The 16,733-nt window shown below is 55.0% G+C and carries 17 protein-coding genes; 9 read left to right on the forward strand and 8 right to left on the reverse strand.

Going from position 1 to position 16,733, the window contains the following annotated elements; translation table 11 throughout:
* Positions 1 to 89 precede the first annotated feature (89 nt).
* Entirely contained in the window at positions 90 to 1,070 is a 981-nt protein-coding gene (locus IAE30_RS14990; RefSeq protein ID WP_045833793.1) for a LacI family DNA-binding transcriptional regulator, read from the forward strand.
* Between the two features lies 1 nt (position 1,071).
* On the opposite strand, the gene IAE30_RS14995 is transcribed toward IAE30_RS14990, so the two are convergent.
* Positions 1,072 to 1,674, reverse strand: coding sequence for a LysE family translocator (locus tag IAE30_RS14995; RefSeq protein ID WP_200680281.1), 603 nt, complete (start codon positions 1,672 to 1,674; stop codon positions 1,072 to 1,074).
* A gap of 60 nt (positions 1,675 to 1,734) precedes the next feature.
* Between IAE30_RS14995 and IAE30_RS15000 the strand changes: the two genes are divergently transcribed.
* From IAE30_RS15000 to IAE30_RS15010, 3 genes are all read left to right on the forward strand, one after another.
* The gene (locus IAE30_RS15000; RefSeq protein WP_038644307.1) at positions 1,735 to 2,751 is read left to right on the forward strand and encodes a hydrolase; all 1,017 of its coding nucleotides are present in this window, start codon (positions 1,735 to 1,737) and stop codon (positions 2,749 to 2,751) included.
* A gap of 2 nt (positions 2,752 to 2,753) precedes the next feature.
* Complete coding sequence (locus IAE30_RS15005; RefSeq protein ID WP_034820041.1) at positions 2,754 to 2,972, forward strand: YheU family protein; 219 nt, start codon at positions 2,754 to 2,756, stop codon at positions 2,970 to 2,972.
* A 61-nt stretch (positions 2,973 to 3,033) separates the two neighbouring features.
* A complete protein-coding gene (locus tag IAE30_RS15010; protein ID WP_038644305.1) occupies positions 3,034 to 3,903 on the forward strand; it encodes a phosphoribulokinase in 870 nt (289 codons plus the stop codon).
* 43 nt (positions 3,904 to 3,946) lie between these two features.
* On the opposite strand, the gene IAE30_RS15015 is transcribed toward IAE30_RS15010, so the two are convergent.
* Entirely contained in the window at positions 3,947 to 4,351 is a 405-nt protein-coding gene (locus tag IAE30_RS15015) for an OsmC family protein (protein WP_038644303.1), read from the reverse strand.
* Between the two features lie 303 nt (positions 4,352 to 4,654).
* On the opposite strand from IAE30_RS15015, the gene crp reads away from it, so the two are divergent.
* Positions 4,655 to 5,287: a cAMP-activated global transcriptional regulator CRP gene (gene crp / locus IAE30_RS15020; protein ID WP_000242758.1), complete on the forward strand. Its 633-nt coding sequence runs from the start codon at positions 4,655 to 4,657 to the stop codon at positions 5,285 to 5,287.
* A gap of 58 nt (positions 5,288 to 5,345) precedes the next feature.
* Positions 5,346 to 7,421 carry a YccS/YhfK family putative transporter gene (locus tag IAE30_RS15025; protein ID WP_038644300.1) on the forward strand — a complete coding sequence of 692 codons (2,076 nt, stop codon included), beginning with the start codon at positions 5,346 to 5,348 and terminating at the stop codon, positions 7,419 to 7,421.
* Here the strand turns inward: IAE30_RS15025 and IAE30_RS15030 are convergent, their stop codons facing one another.
* From IAE30_RS15030 to ppiA, 5 genes are all read right to left on the reverse strand, one after another.
* The gene (locus IAE30_RS15030; protein ID WP_038644299.1) at positions 7,422 to 8,642 is read right to left on the reverse strand and encodes an aspartate aminotransferase family protein; all 1,221 of its coding nucleotides are present in this window, start codon (positions 8,640 to 8,642) and stop codon (positions 7,422 to 7,424) included.
* A gap of 87 nt (positions 8,643 to 8,729) precedes the next feature.
* On the reverse strand, positions 8,730 to 9,305 hold the full coding sequence (locus IAE30_RS15035; RefSeq protein WP_038644298.1) for an aminodeoxychorismate synthase component II: 576 nt from the start codon (positions 9,303 to 9,305) through the stop codon (positions 8,730 to 8,732).
* A 41-nt stretch (positions 9,306 to 9,346) separates the two neighbouring features.
* Entirely contained in the window at positions 9,347 to 9,940 is a 594-nt protein-coding gene (locus tag IAE30_RS15040; protein ID WP_200680283.1) for a putative adenosine monophosphate-protein transferase Fic, read from the reverse strand.
* On the reverse strand, positions 9,930 to 10,094 hold the full coding sequence (locus IAE30_RS15045) for a YhfG family protein (protein WP_071845582.1): 165 nt from the start codon (positions 10,092 to 10,094) through the stop codon (positions 9,930 to 9,932). The genes IAE30_RS15040 and IAE30_RS15045 overlap by 11 nt, the downstream gene beginning before the upstream one ends.
* A gap of 98 nt (positions 10,095 to 10,192) precedes the next feature.
* Positions 10,193 to 10,765: a peptidylprolyl isomerase A gene (gene ppiA, locus IAE30_RS15050; RefSeq protein WP_038644294.1), complete on the reverse strand. Its 573-nt coding sequence runs from the start codon at positions 10,763 to 10,765 to the stop codon at positions 10,193 to 10,195.
* 262 nt (positions 10,766 to 11,027) lie between these two features.
* Here ppiA and tsgA point away from each other — a divergent pair, with 262 nt between their 5' ends.
* A complete protein-coding gene (gene tsgA, locus IAE30_RS15055; protein WP_045814054.1) occupies positions 11,028 to 12,206 on the forward strand; it encodes an MFS transporter TsgA in 1,179 nt (392 codons plus the stop codon).
* Positions 12,207 to 12,297: 91 nt separating this feature from the next.
* Here the strand turns inward: tsgA and IAE30_RS15060 are convergent, their stop codons facing one another.
* Positions 12,298 to 13,581, reverse strand: coding sequence for a cytosine deaminase (locus IAE30_RS15060; RefSeq protein WP_200680285.1), 1,284 nt, complete (start codon positions 13,579 to 13,581; stop codon positions 12,298 to 12,300).
* A 288-nt stretch (positions 13,582 to 13,869) separates the two neighbouring features.
* Here IAE30_RS15060 and nirB point away from each other — a divergent pair, with 288 nt between their 5' ends.
* Both nirB and nirD read left to right on the forward strand, forming a co-directional pair.
* A complete protein-coding gene (gene nirB, locus IAE30_RS15065) occupies positions 13,870 to 16,410 on the forward strand; it encodes a nitrite reductase large subunit NirB (protein WP_200680286.1) in 2,541 nt (846 codons plus the stop codon).
* The gene (gene nirD, locus IAE30_RS15070; protein WP_038644290.1) at positions 16,407 to 16,733 is read left to right on the forward strand and encodes a nitrite reductase small subunit NirD; all 327 of its coding nucleotides are present in this window, start codon (positions 16,407 to 16,409) and stop codon (positions 16,731 to 16,733) included. The genes nirB and nirD overlap by 4 nt, the downstream gene beginning before the upstream one ends.

The raw sequence follows: 16,733 nt of genomic DNA on the forward strand, positions 1-16,733 counted from the left end.
TAAAGACGGAAATATGTCACGCGCTCACATAACGACTGTGCTATTGATAGGCTTCTGATTTTTCACCTCTACTGGCGGTACTGAAATCCATGTCGATTGAAAAAGTTGCCCGTCTTGCTGGCGTGTCTAAAGCCACGGTTTCTCGGGTGTTGAACCAGCATCCCGGCGTGCGAACAGATACGCGAGAAAAAGTATTGGCGGCCATCAATCACTGTGACTATCAGCCCAATTTGCTGGCTCGCCAGCTGCGTACTGCCCAGAGTCATATGTTGCTGGTGTTAATATCAGACATCACTAATCCCTTCTGCTCACGCGTGGTACAAGGCATTGAAGCTGAAGCCGAAGCGCAGGGTTATCACATCCTGTTGTGCAATTCGGCCTCGCAGCTGCCGCGCGAAGCCGCTTATCTGGCGTTATTAAGCGGTAAAGTGGTTGACGGTGTGATCACTATGGATGCCGCCGCCTGTTTGCAGCAGTTAAAAGATTTGATTGGTGACGCCCCCTGGGTGCAATGCGCCGAATACGATCCAGCCATTCCCGCTTCTAGTGTCACCATTGATAATAAAGAAGCCGCATTTGAAACGGTGCGTTATCTGGCCAACAAAGGCCGCCGACGTATCGCGCTGGTGAATTGTGATATGCGCTATCTCTATTCACATCAGCGCGAAACGGGTTATCGCGAAGCGCTGGAGCAGTTGGAACTGAGTTGGGGTGGCGTGGCTTACGCGGAAAACATTTCGTGTGAAGCGGGCAGTGCCGCACTGCGTGAACTGCTGGCGCGACCGGAGCGACCAGACGCCGTGTTTGCGGTTTCTGATGTGCTGGCGGTTGGCGTGATCCATGCAGCGCTGGAAGCGGGATTGCGGGTACCAGAGGATTTGGCGGTAGTAGGATTCGATGGCATTCCCTTCACCAGCAGCCTCAATCCACCACTGACCACCATCGAACAACCGATGAATCGACTGGGTGCACGCAGTGTTCAGCTGTTATTGAACCGCATCCGCCAGCCGCACAGTGAAGTGGTGCGTGAAGTGTTACCCTGGAAGCGCGTTGAACGCGCCTCCAGTTAACTCAACGCCAGATCAGCAGTACACAGGCTGCCGTGAGCGCACCCATCGCCAGGTTGAAGATTTTCCACGCACGCGGGCTGCGCAACAATCGGCCAATCAGCGAACCAAATCCCATCCAGATAACACCGGATACCACATTAACCAGCGCCATGCCGATACTGATCGCAATCACGGAATGCAGATACGCGTCGCCTGCAAGGCTGAAGCTGGCCACCGCGCCCAACGCCATCAGCCAGGCTTTTGGGTTGATCAGCTGTAACAGACCACCCTGCCAGAACGGCATCTGTTTCACCGTGGCGTCTTCGGTTTCCAGCTTCTCGTACTCTGCGCTAGCAATTTTCCACGCCAGCCACAACAGATAGAGACTACCGGCAATCTTCAGCACCAGATGCAGTGAAGGATAAAGCAGGATCAAACCGCCGATGCCAAATGCCACCATCAGCAACATGACTTGCATACCAATCATGATACCAATGAGCAGCGGGATGGTGCGCAGGAAGCCAAAATTAGCACCTGAGGCGGTAAGTAACATATTATTGGGCCCTGGCGTGATGGCAGCGACCCAAAGAAAACCCAACATTGATAAAAAAAGACTCAGTTCCATGTAAATTCGGGTGCTCCTCACCCAGTAAAGCGGACAACCCATCGAAGCTATCAGCGAGTTATGCATCAGACAAGCCTTTACCCAAGCTATTTTGATCGCCTGAACGGCGAGCGATTCACTCCGCTGCGCGGATTCAGTAACGCGCATCTGCAAACCCTGCTGCCGCGCATACTGCGTCGGCGCGTAACCCTGCGTCCGCACTGGCAGCGACTTGATCTGCCTGACGGCGATTTTGTTGATCTCGCCTGGAGCGAAGACCCCGCGCAGGCGCGCCACAAGCCGCGTATGGTGATGTTTCATGGCCTGGAAGGAAGCTTTCGTAGCCCATACGCCCATGGTCTGATGCAAGCGTGTCAGGCGCGGGGCTGGCTGGCGGTGGTGATGCACTTTCGTGGCTGCAGTGGCGAACCTAATCGCCTGGAACGCATTTATCATTCCGGTGAAACCGAAGATGCGACCTTTTTCTTACACTGGCTGCAGCGCGAATGGGGCACGGTGCCAACGGCAGCAGTGGGCGTTTCACTCGGTGGCAATATGCTGGCCTATTTATTGGGCATGCAGGGCAATGATGTGCCTGTGGATGCAGCCGTCGCGATTTCGGCACCCTTTGCGCTCGAACCCTGCAGTGAAAAGCTCGATGCCGGCTTCTCTCGTTTCTATCAGCACTATTTACTGACCAAGCTGAAACAGAACGCCACGCGCAAACTGCTGGCCTGGCCTGGCACACTGCCGGTGGAACTGAGCCAGCTGCGGGCATTTCGCCGTATTCGTGAGTTTGATGATGCGATTACTGCACGGGCGCACGGTTTTCTGGATGCCAACGACTATTATCAACGTGCCAGCGCTATGCCGCTGCTCACGGGCGTGCGCAAGCCGCTGCTGATCATCCATGCCAAAGACGATCCCTTTATGACCGATGCGGTGATCCCGCAGCCGGAGCAACTGTCGCCTTCGATTGAATATCAGCTGACGCAAAAAGGCGGTCACGTTGGCTTTGTTGGCGGTACGTTAATGAAGCCGAAAATGTGGCTGGAACAGCGTGTGCCTGACTGGCTTTCAACCTATCTGGATGTGTGATCGTGATTATTCCCTGGCAAGAACTTGAAGTCGCAACACTGGAAAACCTGATTGAAACTTTCGTGCTGCGCGAAGGTACCGACTATGGTGAGCAGGAGCGCAGCCTGGAACAGAAAGTCGCCGACGTGCGCCGCCAACTGGAGCGCGGAGACGTTGTGCTGGTGTGGTCGGAACTGCATGAATCCGTCAACATTATGCCGAAAGGCGAGTTTCGCGGTTAATGCACCGCACAGTAATTCGTGGTAACAATGCTCATCGCCCGACTTCACAGGGAGTTCTGTTATGTCAGCCAGGCATCCAATCATTGCCGTGACCGGTTCCAGCGGTGCCGGTACCACCACCACCAGCCTCGCCTTCCGTAAGATTTTCCAGCAGCTGGATCTGCATGCTGCGGAATTGGAAGGTGACAGTTTTCACCGATATACCCGTCCAGAAATGGATATGGCGATCCGTAAGGCACGCGATCTGGGCCGCCATATCAGTTACTTCGGCCCGGAAGCCAATGACTTCGGGCTGCTGGAACAGACGTTTAAGCATTACGGAAAAACCGGGTTGGGTGAGTCGCGCAAATATCTGCACACCTACGACGAAGCGGTGCCGTGGAATCAGGTGCCGGGCACCTTTACGCCCTGGCAGCCGCTGCCGGAAAACACTGACGTGCTGTTCTATGAAGGATTACACGGTGGCGTGGTAACACAGCAGCACAACGTCGCCGAGCATGTCGATTTGCTGGTCGGCGTGGTGCCGATTGTCAATCTGGAGTGGATTCAAAAGCTGGTGCGCGACACCAGTGAGCGCGGCCATTCCCGTGAAGCGGTGATGGATTCAGTGGTGCGTTCGATGGAGGATTATATCAACTTCATCACGCCGCAGTTCTCGCGCACCCACATCAACTTCCAGCGTGTGCCAACGGTGGATACGTCAAACCCCTTTGCCGCACGTGAAATTCCGTCACTCGATGAAAGTTTTGTGGTAATTCACTTCCGTGGGCTGGAAGGCATTGCTTACCCTTACCTGCTGGCGATGATCCAGGGCTCGTTCATTTCACATATGAACACGCTAGTGGTGCCGGGCGGCAAAATGGGGCTGGCAATGGAGTTAATCATGACGCCACTGGTGCAGCGGCTGATTGAAGGTAAACGGATTGAATAATCCAGAAATTCTGTAGCGGCGGCCGTTTGGCCGCCCGCTTATGTTATCGCTCAATCACTTCGTAACTGTGCGTCATTTTCACACTATTGCCGAGCATGATCGCCACCGAGCAATACTTCTCCGCCGACAGATCGACAGCCCGCGCCACCGCTTTATCGCTTAGCGCGGTGCCGCTAACGATAAAATGCAGGTTGATGTGCGTAAAAATACGTGGCGCTTCTTCACGGCGCTCGGAGGTGAGTTTCACCTCGCAGTCAGCCACATCATTTCGGCCTTTCTGCAGGATCGATACCACGTCAATCGCGCTACAGCCGCCTGCTGCCATCAAAACCATCTCCATCGGGCTTGGCGCTTTGTCACCCGAGTTACCGTCCATTAATACCTGATGGCCAGATGAGGATTCTCCGAGAAAGGTCAGCCCTTCCACCCATTTCACTCGTGCCTGCATTATTCTTTCTCCTGAAGTGGCGGTTTTGCCGCCAGAGTACGCTTTCACTTGATAAACAGCAATCCAGACTCTTCCGCCTGTTGCTGAAGCGAGACAACAGAAGACAGCTTGCAAAAGCTGTGCTACAAACAGTGCTGAAAATATTTTCGTCATCACAGACGAAGGCGGGAAGAATCAAAAGCGTAGCTTAAGAATCACCCGGAAATAATTTTCCTTTACTGGAAACGCTCGACGATTACACCGCCTGACAGGGAAAACTGCCCCCTGTATTTTGGGCACGATTACAACAGAGGATAATAGCGAATGGTTCTCGGCAAACCGCAAACAGACCCTACACTCGAATGGTTCCTGTCCCATTGCCATATTCACAAATATCCGTCCAAAAGCACGCTCATCCATCAGGGTGAGAAAGCGGAAACGCTGTACTACATCGTGAAAGGTTCCGTTGCGGTTCTGATCAAAGATGAAGAAGGCAAAGAGATGATCCTCTCCTACCTCAATCAGGGAGACTTCATCGGCGAACTCGGCCTGTTTGAAGAAGGCCAGGAACGTAGTGCCTGGGTACGTGCTAAGACTGCCTGCGAAGTGGCTGAAATTTCTTACAAAAAATTCCGTCAGCTGATTCAGGTAAACCCGGATATTTTAATGCGACTTTCGTCGCAGATGGCGCGTCGTCTGCAAGTCACCTCCGAGAAAGTGGGCAACCTTGCCTTCCTCGATGTGACGGGCCGTATCGCGCAAACACTGCTTAATCTGGCGAAACAACCCGATGCGATGACGCACCCCGACGGGATGCAAATCAAAATAACCCGTCAGGAGATTGGTCAGATCGTGGGTTGCTCACGCGAAACCGTGGGTCGTATCCTGAAAATGCTGGAAGATCAGAACCTGATCTCCGCACACGGTAAAACCATCGTCGTCTACGGCACCCGCTAATTTCTTATCACCCACGGCGTGATGGCAACATCGCGCCGTTTTTGTTTGCGATGAGCTGATGTGGCGCCGAATCATCTATCATCCTGAGGTCAACTACGCACTGCGGCAAACGCTGGTGCTGTGCCTGCCTGTGGCACTAGGCTGGCTGTTTGGCGATCTGCAAAAAGGCCTGCTGTTCTCATTAGTTCCTGCCTGCTGCAACATGGCGGGTCTCGATACACCACATAAGCGCTTCTTTAAACGCCTGATTGTGGGCGGCTCACTGTTTGCTACCGCCAGTTTCCTGATCCAATTTCTTACAAGTGACGCCATTCCGTTACCGCTGATCCTGTTTGTGCTGCCGCTGTTGATTGGCGTGACCGGCGAAATCAGCCCGCTGCACGGCCGCTTACTGCCCGCTACGCTCATTGCTGCCATCTTCAGCCTCAGCCTGGTGGGCCGCATGCCCATGTGGGTGCCGCCTCTGCTGTATATTGGTGGCACGCTGTGGTACGGCCTGTTTAACTGGTTCTGGTTCTGGCTGTGGAAAGAGCAGCCAATGCGCGAAACCCTCAGCCTGCTGTATCGGGAACTGGCAGATTATTGCGATGCCAAATACACCCTGTTGACGCAGCTTACCGATCCCGAGAAAGCGCTGCCGCCGTTGCTGGCACGTCAGCAAAAAGCCGTTGACCTGATCACCACCTGCTATCAGCAGATGCACATGCTCTCTGCCAGCCGCGATAACAGCCACAAGCGCCTGACGCGGGCTTTCCAGGTGGCGCTTGATTTGCAGGAGCACATCTCGGTGAGCCTGCATCAGCCGGAAGAAGTGCAAAAGCTGGTCGAGCAGAGTCACGCTGAAGCGGTGATCCGCTGGAATGCCAAAACCATCTCTGCGCGCCTGCGCCTGTTGGCCGATGCCATTCTCTATCATCAGTTGCCCGATCGCTTCCACATGGAGAAGCAACTGGGTGCGCTGGAAAAAATCGCGCGCCAGCATCCTGATAACCCGGTGGGCAACTTCTGCTACTACCACTTTAGCCGCATCGCCCGCGTGTTGCGCACGCAAAAGCCGTTATACACCCGAGACTTGATGGCGGATCGCCAGCGTCGCCTGCCGCTGTTCCCGGCGCTGCGCAGCTACCTGTCGCTCAAGTCCGCCGCATTGCGCACCGCCGCGCGTATCTCGGTGATGCTGATGTTCGGCAGCGCGCTGGCGCTGTTCTTCAATATCCCCAAGCCTTACTGGATTCTGATGACCATCATGTTTGTCAGCCAGAATGGCTACAGCGCGACACGGGTGCGTATCCAGCACCGTGCGCTGGGCACCTTTGCCGGATTGCTGATCGCCGCAGGATCGCTACAGCTCGACGTCCCCGAATCGATCACCCTACTGTTCATGCTGGCCATCACCCTCGCCAGCTACCTGGTCACGCGCAAGTATTACGGCTGGTCGATGATTGGCTTCACCGTGACGGCGGTGTATTCACTTCAGCTGTTGTCGCTGAACGGGGCGCAGTTTCTGCTGCCGCGCATGATGGATACCCTGATGGGCTGCCTGATCGCCTTTGCCGGTATGATCTGGCTGTGGCCACAGTGGCAGAGCGGATTACTGCGCAGCAACGCGCATGATGCGCTGGAGGCTTATCAGGAAGCCTTGCGGATGTTGCTGGGGCCGGAGCAGTCTCCTGAAAAGCTGGCGTATCAGCGCATGAAGGTCAATCAGGCGCACAATGCGCTCTTCAACTCACTGAATCAGGCCTCAAGCGAACCGGGCTTCAACGCGCAGTACCTGAAAGATATGCGCATGTGGGTGACCCACAGCCAGTTCATTGTGGAACACATCAACGCGATGACGATCCTGGCGCGTGAGCACACCATGCTGACGCCGAAGCTGGCGGAACGCTATCTGCAATCCTGTGAAATTGCGCTGCAGCGCTGTCAGCAGCGGCTGGCGTATGATGGGCCAGGCAATGACAGCAATATTCTGGAAGCGCCGGAGAATATGAATGAAGGGCCGGTAACGATTGTCGAGCAGCATGTGAAGCGCATCCTGCAACACCTGAATGTGATGCACACCATCTCTTCACTGGCGTGGAGCCAGCGACCGCATCACGGCCGCTGGCTGAAAGTGTTACGTCCGAAGGGCTGATTACGCCGCCAGCACTTTCTCAATCGCTTTGGCGAAACGCGCCATGCCTTCTTCGATGTCAGTCGGCTCGATCACCAGTGACGGCACAAAACGCATCACATCAGTGCCCGCGGTCAGAACCATCACCCCTTCTGCTGCTGAGGCATTGAGGATATCGCGCGCTTTACTGGCGTGTTGTGGCTTCAGCGCTGCGCCAATCAGTAAACCTTTGCCGCGAATCTCACTGAACAGATCGTATTTGCTGTCGATCGCCTGCAGTGCATCCACGAACTGCTGACGACGGGCCTCTACGCCACCCAGCACTTCTGGGGTGTTGATGATATCCAGCGCGGTTTCAGCAATCGCACAGGCCAGCGGGTTGCCGCCATAGGTGGTGCCGTGCACGCCCGGAGCCATCACCGACGCGATTTCATTGGTGGTTAGCATCGCGCTCACCGGGAAACCGCCGCCCAGCGCTTTCGCGGTGGTGATGATGTCTGGCTTGATGCCGTAATGTTCGTAGCTGAACAGCTTACCGCTACGACCCATGCCGCTCTGTACTTCATCCAGCACCAGCAGCGCTTTATGCTCATCGCACAGCGCACGCAGACCCTGCATAAATTCCTGCGTCGCAGCCACCACGCCGCCTTCACCCTGAATCGGCTCCACGACAATCGCGCAGGTGTGGTCATCCATCACCGCTTTCACCGCATCCAGATCGTTAAACGGCACATGTACGATATCTGCCGGCTTTGGACCAAAGCCGTCGGAGTATTTCGGCTGGCCGCCAACAGAAACGGTAAACAAGGTACGACCGTGGAACGCATTGTGGAAGGCGATGATTTTGCTTTTGAACGGGCTGTGTTTTTTGCAGGCGTAGTAACGTGCCAGCTTGAAGGCGGCTTCGTTGGCTTCCGCACCGGAATTACCAAAGAACACGCGATCGGCAAAGGTCGCGGCAATCAGTTTGCTCGCCAGACGTAATGCCGGTTCATTGGTAAACACGTTGCTGGTATGCCACAGGGTTTCACCCTGGCTTTTCAGCGTTTCCACCAGCGCCGGATGGCAATGACCCAGAGCCGTCACCGCGATACCGCCGGAGAAGTCGATATACTCTTTGCCCTGCTGATCCCAGACTCGGCTGCCCTTGCCTTTCACCGGCACGAACTGCGCAGGTGCATAAACAGGCAAAATCACGTTATCGAACGTTTCCCGGGTTACCGCTAGTTTTTCCGCTGCCATTGCCGACCTCATTGGGTTATTTATTGAGCTGAAGTGAAATTATAATCACAAAATATGCATAAAAAATCACACGAAGGCAAACATAAGTTACGTGTCGAGGAAATTAGCCAACAGCTGATGGCCCTGCTCGCTGAGGATACTCTCAGGATGGAACTGCACCCCTTCTAAGGGCAGCGTACGGTGGCGGAAGCCCATGATCTCATCCGGCTCGCCGTTACGCAGGCTCCAGGCCGTGACGTCGAATTCTGCAGGTAGCGTATCGCGCGCCACAATGAGTGAATGGTAGCGCGTAACGGTGAGCGGATTATTAAGGTCGCGAAAAACGCCCTGATTGGTGTGCTGGATAACAGAAGTTTTGCCGTGCATCACCTGCCGCGCGCGCACTATCTGCGCGCCATAGGCTTGCGCAATCGCCTGATGGCCGAGGCAAACACCCAGAACCGGCAAACGCCCAGCAAAATGGCGGATGGCGTCCAGTGAGATACCAGACTGATCCGGCGTGCAGGGGCCAGGGGAGATCACCAAATGGGTGAGTGGCAGCGTCTCCATCTCCGCCAGCGTGATGGCATCGTTACGCACCACGCGGACTTGTGCTCCCAGCTCACAGAAATACTGGTAGAGATTCCAGGTGAAGGAGTCGTAGTTATCAATTAACAGCAGCATAGTGCCCTCAGGCCAGTCAAACCGCCGCTATTCTACGCATTTTACCGGGCTGGGCTCACCACTTTTGCAAACTGCGCCGTCAGCGGCGTCAGATCGCCCGATACACCAGCATACAGTGCGGTACGCCACGCCTCTCGATCCAGCTTATCCCATGACAGCAGATAACCGGCGTGCAGCGCCAGCTGTTCAAAGAAAATGCGCTGCGTGCGGCCGTTGCCGGCGCGGAACGGATGCAATACGAAGATTTCACAGTAGTAATGCGCAAGCCGCGCAACAAACTCATCCTGCGTCAGGTTTGTCAGTTGATGTTCATCTTCCAGCGCGCTCATCAGCGCGTTGCCCTCTTTCTCAATATATTCGCAGTGGCAATAGGGTGTCTCATCACGCCAGATATCGATGCTGCGTAACTCCCCTGCCCAATTGTAGAGATCCTGAAACAGCGTGCGATGAATATGGCATAGCCATGGCATGCCGGTGCTGCGCGGGCCGAGTTCCAGCGTGGCTAGCCGGGCGGCACTGAAAGCCAGTTCGGCTTTACGCAACTGCACGTCATCATGAATATCAAGGCGGTTTTTCAGCACCGTATCATTGTGCCAGACATAAGGGTCGCGCACGGCCAGCGTGTTATCCGCCATATTGCCTCCTCAGTGACTCAAGTCGCTCTTCATGTTGCTCAGCCGTCATATCGCTGAGTACGTAGCCTGCAAGACGGCAACTGGCCTGATAACTGGCCATGCGGCGCTGTTGCCACAGGGTGGCTTTCTGTTTTTCGGTGAGTTGGCTGGTCATGGCGCCTCCAACAAGCAATTTGCCCTAAGTATAAGAGCTAATTTTAGCTTTGCTGGAGAGCAGCAGAACGCGCCGACGATCGCCGGCGCGTTAAATCATTAAGGCAGGACTTTCGCAGAAAGGATAACAACCGGTTTTGACGGCACATTTTGGTACGGGCCGACATCCTTGGTTGGCACCTGAGCAATCTTGTCGATCACGTCCTGGCCTTTCACAACTTTACCAAATACCGCGTAACCGAAGTCACGTTGGCCGTGATCGAGGAACGCGTTATCCGCGACGTTGAGGAAGAACTGGCTGGTCGCACTGTCTTTATCAGCAGTACGCGCCATCGAGATGGTGCCACGCAGGTTACGCAAGCCGTTGTCGGCTTCGTTCTTAATCGGTGCCACGGTCTGCTTCTGCTGCATATCCGTGGTGAAACCGCCGCCCTGGATCATAAAGCCAGGAATCACGCGATGGAAAATCGTGTTGTTGTAGAAACCGTTGTTGACGTAGTCGACAAAGTTTTTCACCGAAACCGGGGCTTTCTGGTTGTTCAGTTCGAGTTCGATATTGCCCGCAGAGGTGGTGAGCAGCACATGAGTATCCCCTTTAGCGGCCAGAGCCGAAGCGGATACAGAAGAGAGCGCTAACAGGGCGACTGCCGCTGTCAAAGTACGTTTAAACATGAAAGATTCCTTACCATGAAGTGCAAGCTCAAAAACGAGATCGATTGTAAAGAGCAAGTTATATAAGAGCCAGCGTTTTACCGATATTTACGCTGATGTTGCGATTGTCATACTTTTTTGGGCACGCAATCATTTGCGTGATGAAAATCACACTATTAATGAAATATTTCCCGCTCGTTACACTCGTTGTTTATTAAGATCACAGTTGCATTTACAATTCATGACACTTTTTGCCAATCCCGGCGCATCACAGGTTCAGAACATGACAAACCGTAATCGCATTGGCCTTACCTGGATCAGCTTTTTCTCCTACGCGCTCACCGGCGCGCTGGTGATCGTTACCGGTATGGTACTGGATAATATTGCCCAATACTTCCAGTTGCCCATCTCAGAAATGAGCAACACTTTCACCTTCCTGAATGCCGGTATCCTGGTCGCGGTATTCCTTAACGCCTGGCTGATGGTGATTGTGCCGTTGAAACGCCAGCTGATTTTTGGCTTTGTGCTGATGATCCTCGCGGTGGCAGGCCTGATGACCAGCCATAACCTGACCATCTTCTCACTGTGCATGTTTGTGCTCGGTGTGGTCAGCGGTATCACCATGTCGATCGGTACCTTCCTGATTACCCATCTGTACGATGGCCGTCAGCGTGGCTCCCGCCTGCTGTTTACCGACTCCTTCTTCAGCATGGCCGGTACCATTTTCCCGATTATCGCCGGTGTGTTACTAGCGCGCATGCTGCCATGGTACTGGGTATATGCCTGCATCGGCGTCATTTACATCGCCATCTTCGTTCTGACGTTGATGGTGGAATTCCCGGAACTGAAAAGCGAAGCTGCCGTACAAGGTGGCGAGAAAGAGAAATGGGGCATCGGCGTGCTGTTCCTGTCGATCGCGGCGCTGTGCTACATCCTTGGTCAGCTGGGCTTTATCTCCTGGGTGCCAGAGTACGCGACCAAATCGATGGGTATGGACATTGCGGCAGCCGGTCAGTTGGTGGGTAACTTCTGGACCGCGTACATGGTCGGCATGTGGGTGTTCAGCTTCCTGCTGCGCTTCTTCGATCTACAGCGCATCCTGATGGTGCTGGCCGCATTAGCGACGGGCCTGATGTACTGGTTTGTCACCACAAACGACGCCAGCATGCTGCACTGGATCATCATGATTCTCGGCTTCAGCTCCAGCGCCATTTACACCACCATCATCACCCTCGGTTCGCTGCAAACCAAAGTCTCTTCGCCGAAGCTGGTGAACTTTATCCTCACCTGCGGCACCGTCGGCACCATGCTGACCTTTGTGGTCACCGGCCCGATTGTGGCAAAAGGCGGCGCACATGCGGCACTCTCTACCGCGAATGGCTTGTATGCCGTGGTGTTTGTGATGTGTGTGCTGCTGGGCTTTGTGACCAAACATCGCCAGCACGGTCATATTACGCACTAATCGGTGACGTGCAGGGGTGAACGTTTGCCTCCGTTGCCTGGTGCAGTAGCAAGAGAGTGCGCAGTGATGCGCACTCTTTTTTATTAAGCGACTATCGTCGGAATGTCACCGCTTCCGCCTCGCCCAAATAGATTTCACTGCTCGCGGGCTGCGTTGACGCCACCACGCTTCCCTGCCGTATCGAATAGCGCACAGGCACTTGTCTGCGTACCGCATCAAAGCCACTCTCAGCCGGCAGAATAATCAGACTGGCATGGTCACCCACCGCCAGACCGTAATCCTTCAATTGCAACGTTTTCGCGCTGTTGGTGGTAATCAGACTCAGGCCGTTGTCGATCTGTTCGTAGCCCATCAACTGACAGACATGTAATCCCATATGCAGCACCTGCAGCATACTGGCCGTGCCGAGCGGATACCAGGGATCAAACACATCATCATGGCCAAAACAGACGTTGATGTCGGCGTCGAGCAACTCTTTCACTCGCGTGATGCCGCGACGTTTGGGGAAGCTATCAAAACGTCCCTGCAAATGAATGTTCACCAGCGGATTAGCCACAAAGTGAATCTTCGACAGCTTCAGCAAGCGGAATAATCGCGAGGTGTAGGCGTTGTTATAGGAGTGCATCGCCGTGGTGTGGCTGGCGGTTACGCGTTCGCCATTGCCATCACGATGCGCCAGCGCCGCGACGGTTTCGACAAAGCGCGATTGCTCATCATCGATCTCATCACAGTGTACATCCACCATGCGGTCATAACGGTTGGCGAGCGCGAAGGTTTTATGCAGCGATTCCACGCCATACTCGCGTGTGAACTCGAAGTGCGGGATGGCACCCACCACATCGGCGCCGAGACGCAATGCCTCTTCCAGCAGTGCTTCACCATTTGGATAGGAGAGAATTCCCTCCTGCGGAAACGCCACGATTTGAATATCGATCCACGGCGCCATTTCCGCTTTCACTTCCAGCATCGCTTTCAGCGCGGTGAGAGTGGGATCGGAAACATCAACGTGGGTACGCACATGCTGGATACCGTTGGCAATTTGCCACTTCAGCGTCTGCTGTGCGCGCTGTTTGACATCGTCATGGCTGAGCAGCGCTTTGCGCTCCGCCCAGCGTTCAATACCTTCAAACAGGGTGCCGGACTGATTCCAGGCAGGCTGCCCGGCAGTTTGCGTGGTGTCGAGGTGAATGTGCGGTTCGATAAACGGCGCACTCGCCAGCCCTCCTTCGGCGTCCAGTGCGTCACTCTGATCCACGATTTGCGGTGGCTGGGGACGTATCGCCGCAATTTTTCCACCGTTGATTTCCATTTGCCACAAGCCCTGCTGGCCCGCTAAGCGCAGATTGTTGATCCACTTCAGTGACCGGTTCGCCATGCCATCCTCCTGTTCAAAGCAACAGGTTAAGCTAGCACGAAAAACTGTCTGTCAGCGTCATCGATTTTTCGGATGTCATTATTGGCGAACCAGCGAGTGACTTTTCACGGCGTCATCGGCAGTGACCAGCACTGCACAATATTCAACCAAATAAGTCACTTATCTATTTCGTTCAAAATCAATTACATACCTCTAAATAGGTATATGAAGGTGTGCTTGATGTGCATCAATAAGCGCCTGATGTAGCGCGCTATCGTAAGCGCAGATACCGCAATTTTTGAGGCAAGCATGAGCAAGCACAGTGTCGTGATCATTGGCAACGGCATGGTGGGCCACCGCTTTATAGAAGAACTGATCGATAAAGCCGAGCCCGGCCAATTTTCCATTACCGTCTTTTGTGAAGAACCGCGCGTCGCCTATGACCGCGTCCACCTTTCCGCCTACTTCTCCCATCACACCGCTGAAGAGCTGTCACTGGTTCGCCCCGGCTATTACGAAAAACATCAGGTCAAACTGCTGATCGGTGAACGGGCGATTACCATCAACCGCGACGAAAAACTGATTCACTCCAATACCGGTCGCGCGGTGCATTACGACACGCTGATTTTTGCCACCGGCTCTTATCCGTGGATACCGCCGATAAAAGGCGCCGAAGGCAGCGACTGCTTTGTCTATCGCACCATCGAAGATCTCAACGCCATAGAAGCCTGCGCCCGCCGCAGCCAACGCGGTGCCGTGATTGGCGGCGGTCTGCTTGGCCTCGAAGCGGCAGGCGCACTGAAAAACCTCGGTATCGAAACCCATGTAATTGAGTTCGCGCCCGGATTAATGGCGGAACAGCTGGATGCGCAAGGTGGCGAGCAACTGCGTCGTAAGATCGAACAAATGGGTGTGCGTGTGCACACCGGCAAAAATACCCAGCAAATTGTGCACCACGCTAAAGGCGGTAAGACGCTGGAATTCGCCGATGGCAGCGCGCTGGATGTCGATTTCATCGTGTTCTCCACCGGCATTCGTCCGCAAGACAAGCTGGCAAAACAGTGTGGGCTGGAAATCGGCCAGCGTGGCGGCATTGCCATCAACGACCGCTGCCAGACGCGCGATCCGGCGATTTATGCCGTCGGCGAATGCGCAGCCTGGCAGAACCGGCTGTTCGGCTTAGTCGCGCCGGGCTACAAAATGGCACAGGTCGCCAGCGATGCGTTGCTGGGACGCGACAGTGCCTTTTCTGGTGCCGATATGAGCGCCAAACTTAAGTTGCTGGGCGTGGATGTCGGTGGTATTGGCGATGCGCATGGCCGCACGCCGGGCGCGCGCAGCTATATGTGGCTTGATGAGCAAAAGCACATCTACAAACGCCTGATTGTCAGCGAAGACAACCGCACGCTGCTCGGCGCGGTATTGGTCGGTGACACCAGTGATTACGGCAATCTGCTGCAGCTGGCGCTGAATAACATCGCGCTGCCCGATAATCCTGAAGGTTTGATTTTGCCAGCAGGCAGTGGCGAGAAGCCGGTATTGGGCGTCGATTCCCTGCCGGACAGCGCGCAAATCTGCTCCTGCTTTGATGTCAGTAAAGGCGATATCGTCAAAGCGGTGCAAGGCGGTTGCCATACCGTGGCGATGCTGAAAAGCGATACCCGTGCCGGAACGGGCTGCGGCGGCTGCATTCCGCTGATCACTCAGGTGCTCAACGCGGAACTGAGCCGCCAGGGCATCGAAGTCAACAATCACCTGTGCGAGCACTTCCCCTATTCACGCCAGGAGTTGTATCACCTGATTCGTGTCGAAGAGATCACTTCCTTCGAAGCCTTACTGGCGAAATACGGTCAGGGTTATGGCTGTGAAGTGTGCAAACCGACCGTGGGCTCGCTGTTGGCCTCCTGCTGGAACGACTATGTGCTCAAACCGCAACTCGCGCCACTTCAGGACAGCAACGATCTGTTCCTTGGCAATATCCAGAAAGATGGTACCTACTCGGTCATCCCGCGCTCACCCGGGGGCGAAATCACGCCAGAAGGGTTGATGACGATCGGTGCGGTGGCGCGCCAGTACAACCTTTACACCAAAATCACCGGCTCGCAGCGTATTGGCCTGTTCGGTGCCCAGCGTGATGACCTGCCTGCCATCTGGTCGCTGCTGATTGATGCCGGATTTGAAACCGGCCAGGCGTATGCCAAAGCGTTGCGCATGGCAAAAACCTGTGTGGGCAGCACTTGGTGTCGCTATGGCGTCGGCGATAGCCTCGGCTTCGGTATCGAGCTCGAGAACCGCTACAAAGGCATTCGTACACCGCACAAAATGAAGTTTGGCGTCTCGGGCTGCACACGCGAATGTGCGGAGGCGCAGGGCAAAGATGTCGGCATTATCGCGACGGAAAAAGGCTGGAATCTGTATGTGTGCGGCAACGGTGGCATGAAGCCACGCCACGCCGATTTGCTGGCAGCGGACCTGGATCGCGATACCCTGCTGACTTATCTCGACCGCTTTATGATGTTCTATATCCGCACCGGTGACCGCCTGCAACGTACCTCGCTGTGGCTGGAAAGCATGGAAGGCGGTATCGACTATCTGCGCAGCGTGATTATCGATGACAAACTCAGCCTGAATGCGCAGCTGGAAGCTGAACTGGCGCGCCTTCGGGCTGAAGTCGAGTGTGAATGGACTGCAACGGTGAACGATCCCCGGCAGCACATCCACTTCAGCACCTTCATCAACAGCGATCAGCGCGATCCGCTGGTGCAGCACGTCGCTCAGCGCGATCAGCACCGTCCGGCAAGCCCTGCCGAGCGTATTGCCATCACCCAGATTGAGGAGATCGACGCATGAGCCAGTGGCATTCCGTGTGTGAACTCGAACAAATCCTGCCTGCCACCGGCGTCTGCGCGCTGGTGAAAGGCCAGCAGATTGCCATCTTCCGTCCGCATGATGATGAGCAACTCTATGCGCTGAGTAACATCGATCCTTTCTCCGCCGCCAGCGTGCTGTCACGCGGCCTGATTGCCGAACATCAGCACACGCTGTGGGTCGCCAGCCCGCTGAAAAAACAGCGCTTCCGTTTAAGCGATGGCGTCTGCCTGGAAGATGCCGCCCGTTCCGTGGCGAGCTATCCGGTGCGCGTTACTGCGGGCCAGGTCGAAGTGTGCGCCTGA

The organism is Pantoea sp. S61, from assembly GCF_016625145.1.
Lineage (GTDB): Bacteria > Pseudomonadota > Gammaproteobacteria > Enterobacterales > Enterobacteriaceae > Pantoea > Pantoea rwandensis_B.